The organism is Terriglobus albidus, assembly GCF_025685425.1.
Classification (GTDB): Bacteria; Acidobacteriota; Terriglobia; order Terriglobales; family Acidobacteriaceae; genus Terriglobus; species Terriglobus albidus.
On sequence record NZ_JAGTAS010000057.1, the window covers coordinates 229,805 to 245,599 of the forward strand.

At 58.3% G+C, this 15,795-nt stretch carries 7 protein-coding genes; 3 read left to right on the forward strand and 4 right to left on the reverse strand.

Annotated elements, in window-relative coordinates:
• The first annotated feature begins 153 nt into the window (after nucleotides 1-153).
• Together OHL21_RS17285 and OHL21_RS17290 are read left to right on the forward strand one after the other, a co-directional pair.
• Nucleotides 154-2,793 carry a PD-(D/E)XK nuclease family protein gene (locus tag OHL21_RS17285; RefSeq protein WP_263418537.1) on the forward strand — a complete coding sequence of 880 codons (2,640 nt, stop codon included), beginning with the start codon at nucleotides 154-156 and terminating at the stop codon, nucleotides 2,791-2,793.
• Entirely contained in the window at nucleotides 2,786-6,238 is a 3,453-nt protein-coding gene (locus OHL21_RS17290; RefSeq protein ID WP_263418538.1) for a UvrD-helicase domain-containing protein, read from the forward strand. Before OHL21_RS17285 ends, OHL21_RS17290 begins: the two co-directional genes overlap by 8 nt.
• On the opposite strand, the gene OHL21_RS17295 is transcribed toward OHL21_RS17290, so the two are convergent.
• Together OHL21_RS17295 and OHL21_RS17300 are read right to left on the reverse strand one after the other, a co-directional pair.
• Nucleotides 6,215-6,391, reverse strand: coding sequence for a hypothetical protein (locus tag OHL21_RS17295; RefSeq protein WP_263418539.1), 177 nt, complete (start codon nucleotides 6,389-6,391; stop codon nucleotides 6,215-6,217). The two genes, OHL21_RS17290 and OHL21_RS17295, sit on opposite strands and share 24 nt — an antisense overlap.
• 162 nt (nucleotides 6,392-6,553) lie before the next feature.
• Nucleotides 6,554-7,105, reverse strand: coding sequence for a pyridoxamine 5'-phosphate oxidase family protein (locus OHL21_RS17300; RefSeq protein ID WP_263418540.1), 552 nt, complete (start codon nucleotides 7,103-7,105; stop codon nucleotides 6,554-6,556).
• A 266-nt stretch (nucleotides 7,106-7,371) separates the two neighbouring features.
• On the opposite strand from OHL21_RS17300, the gene OHL21_RS17305 reads away from it, so the two are divergent.
• Nucleotides 7,372-9,843 (forward strand): alpha-galactosidase D, encoded by a 2,472-nt coding sequence (locus OHL21_RS17305; RefSeq protein ID WP_263418541.1) that lies wholly within the window; start codon nucleotides 7,372-7,374, stop codon nucleotides 9,841-9,843.
• Nucleotides 9,844-10,023: 180 nt separating this feature from the next.
• Here the strand turns inward: OHL21_RS17305 and OHL21_RS17310 are convergent, their stop codons facing one another.
• Both OHL21_RS17310 and OHL21_RS17315 read right to left on the reverse strand, forming a co-directional pair.
• Complete coding sequence (locus OHL21_RS17310; protein WP_263418542.1) at nucleotides 10,024-12,018, reverse strand: glycoside hydrolase family 97 protein; 1,995 nt, start codon at nucleotides 12,016-12,018, stop codon at nucleotides 10,024-10,026.
• Nucleotides 12,019-12,088: 70 nt separating this feature from the next.
• Complete coding sequence (locus OHL21_RS17315; RefSeq protein WP_263418543.1) at nucleotides 12,089-15,607, reverse strand: carboxypeptidase regulatory-like domain-containing protein; 3,519 nt, start codon at nucleotides 15,605-15,607, stop codon at nucleotides 12,089-12,091.
• Nucleotides 15,608-15,795 lie beyond the last annotated feature (188 nt).

Below are 15,795 nucleotides of genomic sequence, written 5' to 3' on the forward strand. Positions count from 1 at the left end.
GCGTTGCCCCAGGTTGGTATAGAACGCGCCTTCAGCGCTTCAAAAAGCGTTTCCCAAATAGCGCCGGGAAGCAATCTCGCTACGCGCAGAATGACAGGTTTGGGGTTCTCCCTAGGTCGGCAAGACTGTTAGAAACCATCTAAGCTAGAACCAGTGCCTTTCACCGCGATTCTGGAAGCGCTGCAGCGCGGCGCGACAATTCTGACGGGCAACCAGCGTGCTGCCCGTTCGCTTTCGCGCGAGTTTGCACGGCATCAGCGTGCGCAAGGCCTGCGTGCGTGGCAGGCGCCAGTCATTCTTCCGTGGTCGGCCTGGACACGTACTCTGTGGCAGCAGCTTCTTGTAGATGGTCATGAACACCGCCTTTTGCTCAATCCGTGGCAGGAGTCGGAGTTGTGGCGGCGGATCATTGCTGATGACGAGCGGCTTTCCACGCTGCAATCTGCAGTATCTCTGGCTCCGCTGGCGCAGAGAGCCCACACGCTGCTGCATCGCCATCGTGCCCGGCGCAATCTCGAGTTCCATGATCTGAATGCCGACCAACAGGCTTTTCTTCGCTGGCTCCATGCCTTCGAACGTACTTGCCGCACAGATGCCTGTCTCTCCTCGGCCGAGCTTGAAACTACCCTTCTCACTCAGGCCGGCAACCTTCGTCTGGTCCCGGAGTATCTGCTGCATGGCTTCGATGGCCTGACGCCCGCACAGCAGGCGCTGCTGGATGCGCTGAACGCACGAGCCACTTTCTCTGAGACATCACCTACCGGAACCACCGCGCAGGCATCGCTTCATGCGGCCAACAGCCCCGACGATGAACTGCGTTACCTCGCGCAACAGGTGCGGGATCGACATGCAGGGGAGCCTGACGCGCGAATTGCCGTCATCGTGCCCGATCTGCAGTCCCAGCGCTCCATTGTTGAACGCGCCTTCCGCAATACAGTCGCTCCCTGGCTCAACCGTGTTGGCAACACATCTCCCGCCCCTTTTGAGTTCACGCTTGGCACACCACTTGCCCAACAGCCCGCGATCATTGCCGCTCTGCGGCTAATCCGCTGGACCAACCGGCCGCTGCCGCTCGACGAAGTTTCAGGTCTCCTGCGCTCTCCTTTCCTGAAGGGAGCCGAAGAAGAGTTGCTGGCGCGTGCCGACTTCGATGCTCGTGTCCTGCATGAACAGGCTCTGGTGGAACCGACACTGTCCGCCGACCGCCTGCTCTCACTGATCCGGACACGGCATGCTCCGCGGCTCGATCGCCTGGAAGAGGTGCTCCAGGCCGTCCGTCGCTCAAGTACGCGCGCACGCAGCTTCTCCCAATGGTCCACCAGTCTTCGTGCCCTGCTTGAGGCCTGCGGCTGGCCGGGAGACCGCTCGCTGGACTCGGCCGGCTTCCAGCTCATAGAACGCTGGCAGGAACTGCTCGACGATCTGACGAGCCTCGATTTCATTGGCGGAACGTACAGCTTCAGCCACATGCTCGGCGCCCTGGAACAGGCCGCGCACAACACGCTCTTTTCGCTGCGCTCGCTTGATGCGCCGATCCAGATCATGGGCGCTCTTGAGTCCGCCGGCAGCACCTTCGATGCGATCTTCTTCCTGAACGCAACCAATACGGCATGGCCTGCGCCAGTCTCCGCACATCCTCTTCTGCCCTTCGCGCTGCAACGCATCAACACCATGCCCGGAGCCGATGCTGCAGCTGATATCGCTCAGGCACAGCGCATCACAGCTCGGATCCTTAGCAGTGCTCCTACGGTGGTAGTGACCTATGCTCGCGAGTTCGCCGAGGGGGAGCAGCTTCCCTCTCCGTTGTTTAGCCATCTGCCGCAAGTCGACGCTGTACCACAGCCGATCTCATCGCCTGACGTGAAGATGGAACCGGTTGACGACACGGAACCGATCCCCGTTCCACATGGGCCGCTACGTGGCGGCAGCAGCCTTCTGCGCAACCAGGCAGCATGTGCATTTCGCGCCTTTGCCGAGGGACGCCTGCATACGCGCGCCATTAACGATGACTCGCCTGGACTGACGCCACGTTCCCGAGGCAATGTGACCCATGCGGTGCTTGAGCACTTCTGGAAAGAAACTCTCAGCCAGGCGGCATTGAAGACGATGTCCGCTACAGAGCTTGCGGCGCGTGTAGATCAGGCCATCGACCAGGCCTTTGCGCAGATCGCGGCCGATGCCTCTTCCTGGAACCTCGCCTATCTGGACGTGCAGCAGGAGCGATTGCGGAAGCTGATATTGCAGTGGCTGGAATACGAGAAGAAGCGGAGTGACTTCACCGTCGCCGGCGTCGAAGAGAAGCGCGAGAACGTCGCATTTGGCCCACTGGAGCTGACCCTTCGTGCCGACCGTATCGATCGCACAGAAGCGGGTCTGGTACTCATCGATTACAAGACCGGTCAGGCGAAACCGAAGTTTTGGCTGGGAAACCGCCCGGACGAGCCGCAGCTTCCTCTCTATGCCTCGCTTCCTTCGGAAGAGCCTGTTGCAGCAGTTGCTTTCGCGACATTGCGCACCGGCAAAGAGTTACAGCTCGCGGGCTTTGAGATCGCCGCGAATGTACTGCCGAAGCACAGCAAAGATCAGCCAAAGGAGCCTTTCCAGAAGACGCTTGCCGGGTGGAAAGAAATCCTGCTGCGACTGGCCGAGGAATTCTATGCCGGACACGCCGAGGTGAATCCGAAAAACTATCCCGCCACCTGCGAGTTCTGTGAACAGCGGCTTCTCTGCCGGTTGAACCCTGCAAACCTCGACCGGGACGAAGAAGACGCAACGGAGGACGAGGATGAGTAAGCGGCCTTCGGATTTTGCGCAGCGCCAGGCGGCGCTGAATACGCGCGCGTCCGTGCTCGTGGAAGCGCCTGCCGGCTCCGGCAAGACCGGTCTGCTGATTCTGCGCTATCTGAAGCTGCTGGCGGATGCTTCCGTCGAGCAGCCGGAGCAGGTACTCGCCATCACTTTCACCCGGAAAGCAACGGCAGAGATGAAGGCTCGGGTGCTGGGAGCTCTGGCGGCTGCGCAATCTGGGCCGGAACCCGAAGCCGAGGAGTGGGAGCACAAGGCGCAGGTACATCGCACCGCGATGCAGGTGCTGGAACGTGATGCGCAGCTTGGATGGCATCTGCTGGACCATCCGGGACGGCTGAATATCCGCACCATCGATTCCGTCTGCACGGAGCTGGCGCGAGCATTGCCGGTGCTGGCCGGAGCCGGCGCGCTGCAGCAGCCCGTCGATGATGCGTCAGCGCTTTATCGTGAGGCAGGGTCACGCACGCTGCGCCAGCTGGGCGGTGAAGATACCGTACTCAACGATGACATTCGCCTGTTGCTGCTGCACCGCGACGGCAATCTCTCCGACTGCGAGGCGTTGCTGGCAGAGATGCTGGCTCTCCGTGAACAGTGGGGACACATCATTCCGCTGACAGGTGATCTGACCGATGAGGCTCTGGATACAGAGGTCCGTCCCCGTTTGGAAGAGGCGATCGAACGCCTGATCTGCCAGGAGCTGAGCAAGCTACTGGAGCTGCTTGGCAGCGAGCTGGCGAATCGGATTGCCCGACTGGCTGCTGCTTTCGGCGACGAGCCGGCGTATGAGTCGATCCCCAATCCGTACGTTCTGTGTCTCGGGCTCACCGGACATCCAGAGGCGTTACCGCATGCCGTCGAGCACTGGAAGACCTTCGCCAGCATGTTTACAACGGGCGAAGGGAAGGCGTGGCGCTCCGGATCGAGCTTCAACCGAAAGAACATGAAGGTAGCGGCTTCGAAGCCGCTACAGCAGCAGTTTCAGTATCTTCTAGCGGATGTATCGCGGAACGATGCCCTATTGCCCCAGTTCAAAGCCGTGCTGCGGCTTCCCGATGCGGCCTATCCTGACGATCAATGGCAGGTGGCAAAGGCTCTCTTCCGTCTGCTGCGAGCAGCGATGGTGGAGCTGCGGCTGCTCTTCGCCGAACGCGGACAGTGCGACTTCTCTGAGCTCTCGCTGGCGGCACGCGCCGCACTGGATCAGGATGCCGAAGCGGCTTCGCTGGCGGCAGGACTGGGCATGCGGCTGCAGCATCTTCTGGTGGACGAGATGCAGGACACCTCCACCTCGCAGTACGACCTTCTGGAGAAGTTGACCGAGGGCTGGGACGGCGCCAGCCAAACGCTCTTTCTGGTTGGAGACCCGAAGCAATCGATCTATCTCTTTCGCCAGGCACGCGTGGAGCGCTTCCTGGAGACGATGCAGCAGAAGAAGCTGGGAACCATCCCGCTGGAGGTGGTTCAGCTCACAACGAACTTCCGATCGCAGCATCATCTGGTCAAGGAGTTCAATCGCCACTTCACGCCGATCTTCGCAGAAGACGCCATCGCCTACACAGAGGCTGCGCCGCATCTTGAGGCCAACAGCAAGGATCCCTTCCACTGGCATGCCTGGGTAAGCGCAGCAACCCAGCTCTCGCCCGAGGGCAAACGGGAGGCACGGCAACAGACCCGCGCTTTTGCCAGGGAGATTGCAACTCTGGCACGGGATGAGGCCGGATCAAAGGCAGTCCTGGTCCGCGACCGCAAGCATTTGCTGGAGATCATCGCAGCCTTCCGAGCCGAGGGTATCCCCTACCGCGCGGTCGAGATCGACTCGCTGGCCGAGCGCATCGAAGTTCTGGATCTGCTCGCCCTGACGCGGGCCCTGCTGCACCCAGCGGATCGCCCCGCATGGTTCGCGGTACTGCGCGCTCCGTGGTGCGGTCTGTCGCTGCCTGAGATGCATCTGCTGGCCGGGCAGGACGATCACTCCTGGCGGCATATGTCGGTTCCCCGGCTCCTCGCCGAGCGAATCGCGCTCCTGGCTCCCGATGCCGGCGCACGTGCCCAGCGGACCTGGGAGGTGCTGAAAACCGCCATCGCGGAGCGTGGAACTCAGTCCACCTCCCGCTGGGTCGAACGAGCCTGGAGGTCATTGGGGGGAGATGTCGGCCTGACGCCAGAGGCTCTGACGAATGCCGAGGCCTTCTTTCGTCTACTCGATAACCTGGAGTCGACAGGAGCATCTCTGACGACGTTGCCCGACCGTCTGCAGAAGCTCTACGCGACACCGGAGCATCGGCCCGACGCGGTCGACCTGCTCACGATCCACAAGTCCAAGGGACTGGAGTGGGATGTGGTCTTCGTGCCTGCGCTGGAGCGGAGATCTGGTATTACCGGCTCGCGCGCGCTCTCCTGGCTGGAGCTGGAGTCGAACAGCCACCTGGTTCTGCTCTCACCAATTGCTCCTCGGGAGGAGGAGAAGGACGCCCTTACATCCTGGATTAAAAACATTCACAATCAGCGAGAAGCTTCTGAAAGAAAAAGGCTTTTCTATGTCGCTGCAACTCGAGCAAAGCAAAGCCTGCATCTGTTCGCAGTTACCCATACGAGCGCGAAGAATACAGTTGAACCCCAGGCTGGGACCCTGCTTCAGGCCGCATGGCCGGCTGCACAGATGCACTTTGCTCCCGTACTCGATCCTGAGCTTCCCTTCCCAACGCTCGATGAAATAGAACTGGAAACCTCTATCGGCGAGACTGGAAGCCGACTCCTTCGGCTGCCTGCATCGTTAAATCCGATGGAATGGTTAGCCCGGACAGGTAAGCCGGGGATACCGCTGGAGCCGAGCTACCAGCGCCCTCAGGGTGGTATCGAAGCAAGGGCTTTCGGCAATGTCGTTCATTTGCTCGTCGAATCCATGGCGAGCACCATCGCGAGGGGAGAAGAACCGGATGTCACCCAATGGCATCCTCGGGCATACGCGCTGCTGCGTACCGAAGGCATTGCACCGGGAGATCTGCCGCAGCAAACCCAGCAGGTAGTGAGAGCCCTGGAAACGATGCTGATGGATCCTGAAGGTCGCTGGCTGCTGCAACCACATGTCGGGGCGGCAAGCGAGTCGGCCCTGGAGGACGAGACCGGAAGACATTTGCGGACCGACCGGACGTTCTTTGCCGGTACTTCTCCATTGGGTCCAGGAGAAGAGACTCTCTGGATCGTGGACTTCAAATCTTCGGAAAACTCTGGAAGCGACGTGGCCGCTTTCCTTGCCGCGCAGAAAAAACTGTATGCGCCCAAGATGGTGGAGTATGCCCAGACGAAACGTGCGCAGTTAGGGCCAGAGACGCCGATCATTCTGGCGCTGTACTTCCCGCTACTACCCGCCCTTATCTATTGGCGAGCGGAAGAGAGTTCCGGGTCGTTAGGCAGCCTTGATATGCACTGACTTTGCATCCTTAATTTGACGGTGCACACGCGCCAGATCCCGCAACTGCTCCGCCTCATGACGCTCGGCAGGAGGCATTTGACTGGCTTCGGCTTCAAGCAATCGGGCGATATACTCCCCCATCGTCATGCGAACTTCGTATCTGGCTGCCATAATTCGATCTTTCTGTTGAAAACGTTTCCCACAGGAACCATTCCGAGCCGTAACGTTACCGCTTACGTACGTATCGGCGGCTTTGCTCCAGGCTTTAGTTTTATTTCGTACTATTTTTCGGCGCTCGAGATGTCCGTGTTTCCCAGGATCTGGAAAGCCGCGCTATTCGCCGATTCCGGTCGGAAATCCGTCGATACTACGGGCGTTCTTGAGCCTGCGGTACTCCTCAAGCTCAGCTTCACTTCTAGACTCCGCCCAGCGAGTTAACGTAGTTCGGTCTTCGCGGTACTCAAATCTGGGGACGCCATACCCGCATGAGGTTTGCACCGTATCAATGCTGAGCATGATCATCTGTCGCGCTCCGGAACGCTCACAACCTGCAAAATGTAGGGCGAGCAGATCGCGGTACTCTTTCGATCCGCGCGGAATGATGCGTCCCTTTCCGTAGAGCCGCAGAATCGTTGGTGCCCCATTCAGAGCGCAAAACATCAGGGTGAGCCGGCCATCGCGAAGGAGATGCGCTGCAGTTTCGTTGCCGCTGCCCGTCTGGTCCAGATAGAAGACAGTATTGGAATCAACTACGCGTAAGGCAGCGGCATCCTTTGGCGACAGATTGACGCGCCCGTCCGCCGCAGCCGATGCGGTGAAAAAGATTCGCTGCTTTCCGATGAACTCGCGATGGATCGGCTCCATGGATGGAAACTGCTTCGCCATAACACCTGATTCTAGCGATGCGCCCTTCATCCCATCCTGGGGCGAAGGGCTCGATTCAACCTTCAAAACTGGATCAAGAAAGGTTTGGCTTTCGTACACGCAATATATTCAACGAACAAATAGGAGAAAATATATTGACAACACGTTATCGTACACGTTTTCATGTTAGCCGCTATCGACGGCCTGAGAATCCGGCACGTCGAACTGATCCAACAACCTCTCCCTCGTCTGCTGAGGCATATATCGGTAATAGAGGAAGTGATCGCATGAGACGTAGTTCCCTCCCCTCTCTTGTCCTGCTCGCAGGACTGACTACCCTCCTTCCCCACGCCAGCGCACAGGTCAACGGCTCAGGGCACAAACCCTACCTTGGCTGGAGCAGCTTCAGTCAACAGACCCTTGACGGCAATTTTCTGACGCAGGCGAACATGATCGCCCAGTCCGATGCACTCAAGACATCGGGGCTGCAGGAACATGGCTTCGTCTATATCAATCTCGACTCCGGCTGGCAGGGCAGCTTCGATCAGAACGGACGGCCGATTCCCAACACGACAACCTTCCCCGACATCAAGGCGCTTGTCGATCACATCCATGCCAATGGACAAAAGGCCGGCCTTTACTGGATTCCCGGTATCGAGCAGCCTGCCGTTGACGGCAACTATCCAATCCTCGGCACGCAATATCACACACAGGACATAGTCGTAACGCCGCTCGCCAAGGGCAATGCATTCGCTGGGAATCCGCCGAATCCCTACCACGACAAGATCGACTTCACGAAGCCGGGCGCGCAGGAGTACATCGACTCGGTCGTCGCACTCTTCTCTTCCTGGGGCTTCGACTTCATTAAGCTGGATGCCGTGACACCTGGCTCCTACTCCAACGATCTCTCCATCGATAACCGCGCTGACGTCGAGGCGTGGTCCAAGGCGATCGCCAAAACCGGTCGACCGATCTGGCTCACGGTCTCCTGGCAGCTCTCACAGGACTATGCCTCTGTCTGGCAGCAGTGGTCCAACGCGCGCCGCATCGACGACGACGTGGAGTGCGAAGGCCGCTGCGCAACGCTCACTAACTGGCCGCGTATCGTGTTACGTGAATACGACAATGTGGGTTGGCAGCATGAGACCGGCGCCACACTTGGATGGAACGACATGGACACGCTCGACGTAGGCGATGGCGCGCTCGATGGTCTTTCCGATGATGAGAAGCAGACCGCGATCACCATCTGGGCCGTGGCGAGCTCTCCCATGTATCTGGGCGGCGACCTCACCAAGCTCGACGACTTCGCCAAGTCTGCCTTCACAAACGATGAGCTCATCGCCGTCGATCAGTCCGGGCGGCCCGCAGTACAAGTGACCGGAGGCCCGCAGCCGGTGTGGATGTCAAAGCAGGCAGACGGCAGCATCTATGTCGCGCTTTATAACCTGAACGGATTGCCCAGCAAGATCACCGTACGGTGGAGTGATCTTGGCTTCCGCAGTGCGATAGCGGTGCGTGATGTATGGAATCGCATTGACCTCGGGGCCTCTCCGGCCGTCTTCACCACAACCATTCTCGGTCACGGTTCACGCCTGCTGAAGGTGACACCCTTCGGGACGGTCTCCGCACCCGCCGGCCGTGTTTATGAGGCTGAATCCGCAACCCTCAGCGGTTCCACCTACGTCTCGCAGTGCTCTGCCTGCTCCGGCGGCGCGAAACTAAGCTATCTCGGAGCTTCGCCGACGACGAACAATGCGACCTTCAACGTCTACGTGGAGGAGGCAGGAACCTATCGCATGGAGGTGGACGCCATGACGCAAGGGCCCCGCGCCCTGGTTTATACCGTCAATGGAAGCCATCCTGCGACGCTGAACATGGGTGGAGGCAGCTTCAACCTGCCCCAGGCCACAACGGTTCCGGTGACGCTGCTCGCTGGTAATAACACCATAACCTTCGGCAATCCGGGAACCTATGCCGCGGATCTCGATCGCATCGTGATCTCCGGCAACGGCAATGCGATTCCAGCGGACTTCACCACCTACGAAGCAGAAGCCGCGCAGCTCAGCGGCACGGCCAGTGTTGGTGGATGCAGCTTCTGCTCCGGCGGAGCCTATGTCGGCAACTACGGCGATGGCAGCCAGAACGCGGTCACCTTCCCTAATGTCACTGTCGCGCAAGCAGGCAGTTATCAGCTTGAGATCGACTACACTACCAGCGGTCTGCGCACCTTCTACATCTCCGTCAACGACGGCCCGGCGACCCCACTGGAAGTGAACGGCAGCACCTTCGATTCACCCGTGCCCGTCCTGCTCCCGGTGCAGTTGCATGCGGGCAGTAACAAGATCGTTATCGGCAACCCCAACTCCGGTGGATACGCTCCCGGTCTCGACAGTATTACCGTTGGACCGATCGTCGGTTCATCCAATCTGACGGCTGCGATTACCAACAAGACCGGCCCGGACCTGCTCCGCGTCTGGCAGCTTTCGCTCACGAATGCGGGCAATGCCACCGCACAGAACGCTCATCTGAATAGCTTCATGCTGTTTCCCTTAACCGCCGGCACAGGATGCTATGCCAAACCACTGCTTCCGACGCCACTTCCTGTGGGTAGCATCTCCACCGGATCGACACGCAGCATCAACATGCCCGTTGTCTTGTCGCCGCTTTGCCACGATGACGATACGTACCATCTGCAAGCCATCTTCTCCGCGAATAACGGAGCTGATGTCGGCAACCTGACTTCCACGGAAACTCACTAGAGCATTTTCCCTGTTGCTCGGTATCCCGAAAGAGGAGGCAGCGGCGTTTTCATTGCGGAAAACGCCCATAGATGCGGATGCTCTGGACTACACCTACAGGGAAATGCTCTAGCGACAAAGAAGAAGAGCAGCCCATTGAGCTGCTCTTCTTCTTTATGTCGAGAACGAACATCTCGATCCCTAGTTCTCCTTTTTGAAGCGAATCGCGGCTCCCCCGCCCGGCGCCAACCGAAGCGAGAAGGTCTCCTTGCTCGATACAGATCTGGACGAGATATTGAGATGCTTTGGCTCTGACGCTGTATCCTGAGCATCTTCATACATCTGTGCCACGTAACGGCCATTGCCGAGGAAACTAAGCGGTACCTGTAATGTTCTTGCCTGCCAGTTGGTCATGGCGCCCAGATACCAGTCGTCACCGTGACGGCGTGCGATCACAGCCTCTTCTCCGGGCGTGCTCGACAACACATGGGTCTCGTCCCACTCGACAGGGACATCCTTCAGGAACTGAAAACCAGGCTGGTTGGTGTAGTTCTGGGGACTGTCGGAGAGCATGGGGAAAGGCGTCTCGTAGATAACATAGAGCGCGAGCTGCTGTGCCCGGGTTCCCATGGCCATGGGAGCTTCGTTCCGCGCAACGAACTTATCTTCGGTTGCATTGTCGAAGGCTCCGGCGGTGAAATCCATTGGCCCGGCGAGCAAACGAGTAGAGGCAAAGGTCGTGCGGTCGACTGGGCTATCGCGCCGCCCGACCTTGTTATTTTCCAGCCCTAAGACAGCCTCATAGCTCAGAACATTCGGATAAGTGCGGAGGAGGCCCCAGGGCGTGTGACATCCATGAAAATCGACCATGAGGTGGTGCTCCGCCGCCAGCTTCGCAACGTCGTAGTAGAACTGAATGCCCTGCTGGTCATCGCGGTTGACGAAATCGATCTTCAAGCCGGCGACGCCCCATTTCTCATAGAGCGGAAATGCTTCCTGCATCTGCTTCATCACCGATGTGGAATAGAGCCAGATCCAGACCTTCACGTTTTTGGTCGCGCCGTAGCGAACCAGTTCTGGAACATCGACCTTGCCGTTCAACTGCGTTATATCTCCGGACTTTGACCAGCCGGCGTCGAGCATGAAATACGGCAGCCCGTTCGCTGCTGAAAAATCGATGTACTCCTTCATTACTTCAGTAGTGAAAGCGGAGTGTCCTGTTTTGCTGACATTGTCGACCCACCAGTTCCAACTGGCCTTGCCGCCATGGATCCAGCTTGTGTCCGTCAAGCGCGACGGAGGATTGAGATCGGTCAGCAGATTAGACTCGACCAGCGGTCCGGGATCGTCAGCAATACCCAGCACTCTCCAGGCGGAGTGATGCGGCAGTGTGCCGAGGACGGCGTATTGGGGATCATCCCAGCGCGGAGAGAGCTTGACTGAAAGATAGTGGCCGGCCCAGTTTCCCGATGGGTTGGTCAGATACATGGAGCTGTTGGTCTCGAGATCAGCCTCCATCAGTGACAGCCATGCCACACCTGGCTGATGCAGCAGGACCGGGGTTCCGATCAGGAAGTTACTGGAGACGCCGCCCTGATTGCTCAAGGCCGAGAGGTTCAGGCGGACGTATTCGCTTTCATAACTACTGCGATAGTTCGGCAGGGCCAATACCCAGGCGGTATCATCTTCGGCGAATCGGAACTCGGTTCCTTCCGACTTCAGCTTGAGATCCTGCAAGCCATCCTGGGCGGGAACAAGATAGCGAAATGCGATGCCGCTGTTATAGGCGCGCGCTTCGACATCGAGCTTCCGATGGGTACCGCCAGCCTCTACTGCATGAACGACCACAGCGTTATACGGGTCGTGGACTTTGCTTGTCTTGGTATTGCGCAGACCGTAGTCGTCGATACCCGATGACGGCTCCGCTCTTTCGATTCGTACCTCTGATCCGAGCATCGGTCCGGAATCCAGATCGAGACCGAGCGCCGACTCATTCAATACGCGCTTTCCCTTGAAGGTAACCGAATAGCCGAGGGCGCCGGCGCCTTCATGAGCGTCTTTTCCCTGCTTCAAGATGAAGGTCATTTTGAGGCGGCCATCGGGAGATGTCACAGAGGGCGACTCTTGCGCGAGGACTGGTGTAACGACGGTTAGAGCGAGAGCGGCACAAACGGGGGCGATAGAACGCAATTGCATCCGGCAGACTCCATCGAACGAAGAACAGAGCAGAGTGACGAGCCCCGCTCTGTTCCTCATATTCAGTTACCTAAAAAACATACTTCAGAGAGAGCTGAAGGAAGCGAGCGTCAGGTGCATTTGCCTGAAGATTCTTGGGGCCGGTGATCTGGCCGCCATTGCTTCCGTTGCTGGTGTTAGATGGGCTGCCAAGTGTCGGGTGGTTGAAGAGGTTGAAGGCATCGGCGCGGAACTGGAGGAACTGCTCGCGGAAGGTGGTGAAGTTCTTGAAGAGGGACGAGTCCGCGCGCCAGAAGCCCGGACCATAGATCAGGTTCTGCTTATCGCCGAGATAGGCGAGCACCTGGCTCGGATTGGTGATAAGGGTTCCTGCCGGGATGGTATTCCCCGGGAGTGGGTTGGCAAAGGCGCAGGGGTTATACCAGTTGTCTTTGGTCCGCACCTGCGATGGACAGGAGCTGGCGCCACCTGTGGGAGGCGTGCCTCCCGCCTTGAACGGATCGCCTACGCGGACGGCACGAGCAGAACCGCCCGACGCTGTAGAGCCGATCGGGCTGATGCCACCCAGCGGAAGACCGCTCTGGCCGGTAAAGGTAGCGCTGACCTGCCATCCTCCAACCGCGAGATCGAGCCAGCGTGAGTTGTTCAGGTAGCTACGCCCATGTCCGAAAGGAAGCTGATAACTGCCGTTGAAGGTAAAGCGGTTGCGGATGTCGTAAGAGGAGTTCGTGTACTCCGAGCCAAGGCCAAGGAGATAGTACGAACGCACACCGATGCCATTCGAGAGACCACCGGCGGAACTCGAGTTATCGAGCGCGTGCGCCCAGGTGTAGGTTGCCAGGAAGGAGAGCCCGTGCGAGAACCGTTTCTCCAGCTTGGTCTGTAGCGAGTTGTAATCGCTGACACCGCTGTACTGAATCTGACCGGTCCATCCAAGGGTGGGAAAGGGGTTGAGATTGTTGGTATTCGTTCCTGCCGTAGTGAGCGCCAGGGACGAATTGGGCGCCCAGTAGGTGGAGAGATGACGGCTCACATTGCCGACATAAGCGACGGAAGCCACAAAGTCAGGGTTAAGCGCGTATTGAAATGAGAGGCTGTAGTTCTGCGTATATGGCGTCTTGATCCTTGCATCCGTGGCATGGAATCCCGGCTGCGTTGGAACAGCACTTGCATTCAGCGCCGGCAGCCCCGACTGCAGCGTATACGGAAGCGGGCTGCAGCTTATGGCATTGCAGGTGGGCTGGTTATAGCTCGAGTTCAGAGTAAAGGGATAGTTTGCACCCAGGTTGCCGTTGCCATGGCTCTGCAGGCCGCCGTAGAAGATCCCGTAGCCTCCGCGGATGACCGACTTCGGGCTGAGCTGATAGGCAAAGCCGAAGCGCGGTGCAAAGTTCACCTTTTGAGCTTCGAGCAAGCGAGCGTTATCGACGTACTGCACCGCAACATTATTCGCCGCCAGCAGAGAGACAAATGCCGGGCTTAATGAGTAACGCTGGGCTCCTGCCGGTAGCTGATACACCGCTCTTCCCGTGCCAACGCCGGAGCTGTTGAGCCCCACTGGGGCGGTGAGGACAAAGTTCGCCTGCTGATCACGTGACTCCGCATAGGGTTGATACCAGTCCCAACGGAGTCCGAGATTGAGTGTCAGCTTCGACGTGGCGCGCCAGTCGTCCTGAAAGTAGGCGGAGTCGTACCACTGCTGATCGTGCACAGCGGGAACATTGGAAATATACGCGCTCGACATCTGGTTCGCGAGGAAGTCTGCGGTGCCACTGGTTGCGCTGGATCCGGGGACAGAGGTGTAGCTGCCGTTGAAGTTGTACTGACCACGCGGAGCCTCCGCGTAGGTGTAGTAGAAGCGCACATTCTGGAAAGCAACACCGAACTTCATGGAGTGGTTGCCGGCGATCTTCGTGATGTTGTCGAGGATCTGGTAGACGTTCTGAGACTCGTTCGAAGTACCAACCGATCCCCAGTAGCTTGCACCAACAGTTCCCTGCAACTGCCCCTGTGGAAGTCCGCCCTGGAAGGGACTGAAGGGTACATTGCCCAGGCCAAGGCTGGAAGCCAGCGTCGAGTTGTTCGCGTTCGGTTGCAGGAATCGGAAGACGCCCCAGTTGTAGCCGGCACGGAACTCATTCGTTAGCGAGGGGCCGAAGACATGAGTCTCGCTGAACATCCCATTCTGAGAAAGATTCGTGTCCCGTTCGCCGCCATAACCGCTGCCGTCGAGAATCGAGCCGAGCGGCAAACCGTTGTTGATGATCTCGTGAGCATAGCTGTAGCGACCGTAGAGCTGATCTTTCGAGCTGATGTTCCAGTCGAGGCGCTGATCCCATTGGATAGTGTTATCGCGCTTGCCAATGTTGGTGTTGTAGTTGTTGTATGTCTTGCCGTTGTTGACGTTCGGCGATGGATACAGGTTGAGAATGTTCTGCGCGGTCGCATTGATGTCCGCGGAGCAGAAGACATTCTGCGGACGGCCGCATGGCTGGCCGAGAGGTATGGTACCCCGTGATCCGGGCTGATAGAGGTTGATGGGTCCGCTGTAACCGGTCAGCGAAGGGTTCAGAAGCTCCGTGAAGTCTCCGGTACGCATTCTTGCTGTCGGCACAGTAAAGACCCCGGGACTGCCAAAGGAAACGCGGTTGGCTTCAATGTCTCCGAAGTAAAAGAGCTTGTTTTTGAAGATGGGAAATCCCAGCGTGGCTCCGAACTGATTCTGATGGAATGCCGGAACGGTCAGCGCATTCCAGTTACGGGCATTCATCTTGTCACTACGAAAGTACTCCCAAAGGCTTCCGTGGATAGCATTGGTTCCGGATTTGATACTCGCGTTCAGGACGGCGCCTGCGGAATGGCCAAACTCCGCGCTGTAGTTGCTGGTCTGCAGGTTGAACTCGGCAAGGGCATCCGGCGGCGGCCGCATGACAAAGGTCGCACCGTTCAAGAAGTCGACGAGATTGGTGTTGTTATCCACGCCGTCGAGGATGAAGTTGTTCTGCTCTGCGCGCTGACCGTTGGCGACAAAGTCTCCCTTGCCTGAGCCACGCGTCTGTCCCTGAGGCGGCGCGACTCCGGCTGAGAGCTGTGCGATAAAGACCCAGTTGCGACCGTTAAGCGGGGTTTCATTAATAGTCCTGGAATCGACAACCTGCCCTACCGCTCCGGTCTGGGTATCGAGAAGAGGCGGCGCCGTATCCACCGTGACATTCTCAGTGACTGCACCGGGCTTCAACTCGAAGTTGATGCCCAGGCGGGCCTGGACATTCAATAGCAGGTTGTCGCGCTTCGATGTTTGAAAACCGTCCGCCGTCACCGTAACCGAGTAGCGGCCGATCTTCACCGGAGAAAAGACATAGATCCCGCTCTCGTTGGTCCGCCGTTCTAAGCTCAGGCCAGTGTCAGTGGCATTGAGCGTGACCCTTGCGTTGGGAATCGTTGCGCCACTGTTATCACTTACAACTCCGGTGATGGTTCCTTGATCCATTTGGGCTTCTCCCTGGCGGAGAGATAGCCCGAAGACAAGTCCGACGATTGCGATAAGCGGGCGTAACCGCACCCAGATATTTTGCTTCGAGACGCACATATTGGCCTTCCTTTACTGAACCCGTCCGGTTAGTCTCATTGAAAAACGTGTTCGTACACGTAATAGCACTCATGTATGAAGCGCCGGTAACGCTAATACAAGCCGTGAACGTATGTCAAATTCCATAAATAGTCGCTGGAAACGGTGATTGAACGGCGGATCCCTAACGCACTCAAAGCGAAGGAGAG

Bases quoted from the DNA above. Each gene is read 5' to 3' on its own strand.
- OHL21_RS17290 (WP_263418538.1), top strand. From the start codon at position 2,786: ATGAGTAAGCGGCCTTCGGATTTTGCGCAGCGCCAGGCGGCGCTGAAT.
- OHL21_RS17295 (WP_263418539.1), bottom strand. From the start codon at position 6,391: ATGGCAGCCAGATACGAAGTTCGCATGACGATGGGGGAGTATATCGCC.
- OHL21_RS17300 (WP_263418540.1), bottom strand. From the start codon at position 7,105: ATGGCGAAGCAGTTTCCATCCATGGAGCCGATCCATCGCGAGTTCATC.
- OHL21_RS17305 (WP_263418541.1), top strand. From the start codon at position 7,372: ATGAGACGTAGTTCCCTCCCCTCTCTTGTCCTGCTCGCAGGACTGACT.
- OHL21_RS17310 (WP_263418542.1), bottom strand. From the start codon at position 12,018: ATGCAATTGCGTTCTATCGCCCCCGTTTGTGCCGCTCTCGCTCTAACC.
- OHL21_RS17315 (WP_263418543.1), bottom strand. From the start codon at position 15,607: ATGTGCGTCTCGAAGCAAAATATCTGGGTGCGGTTACGCCCGCTTATC.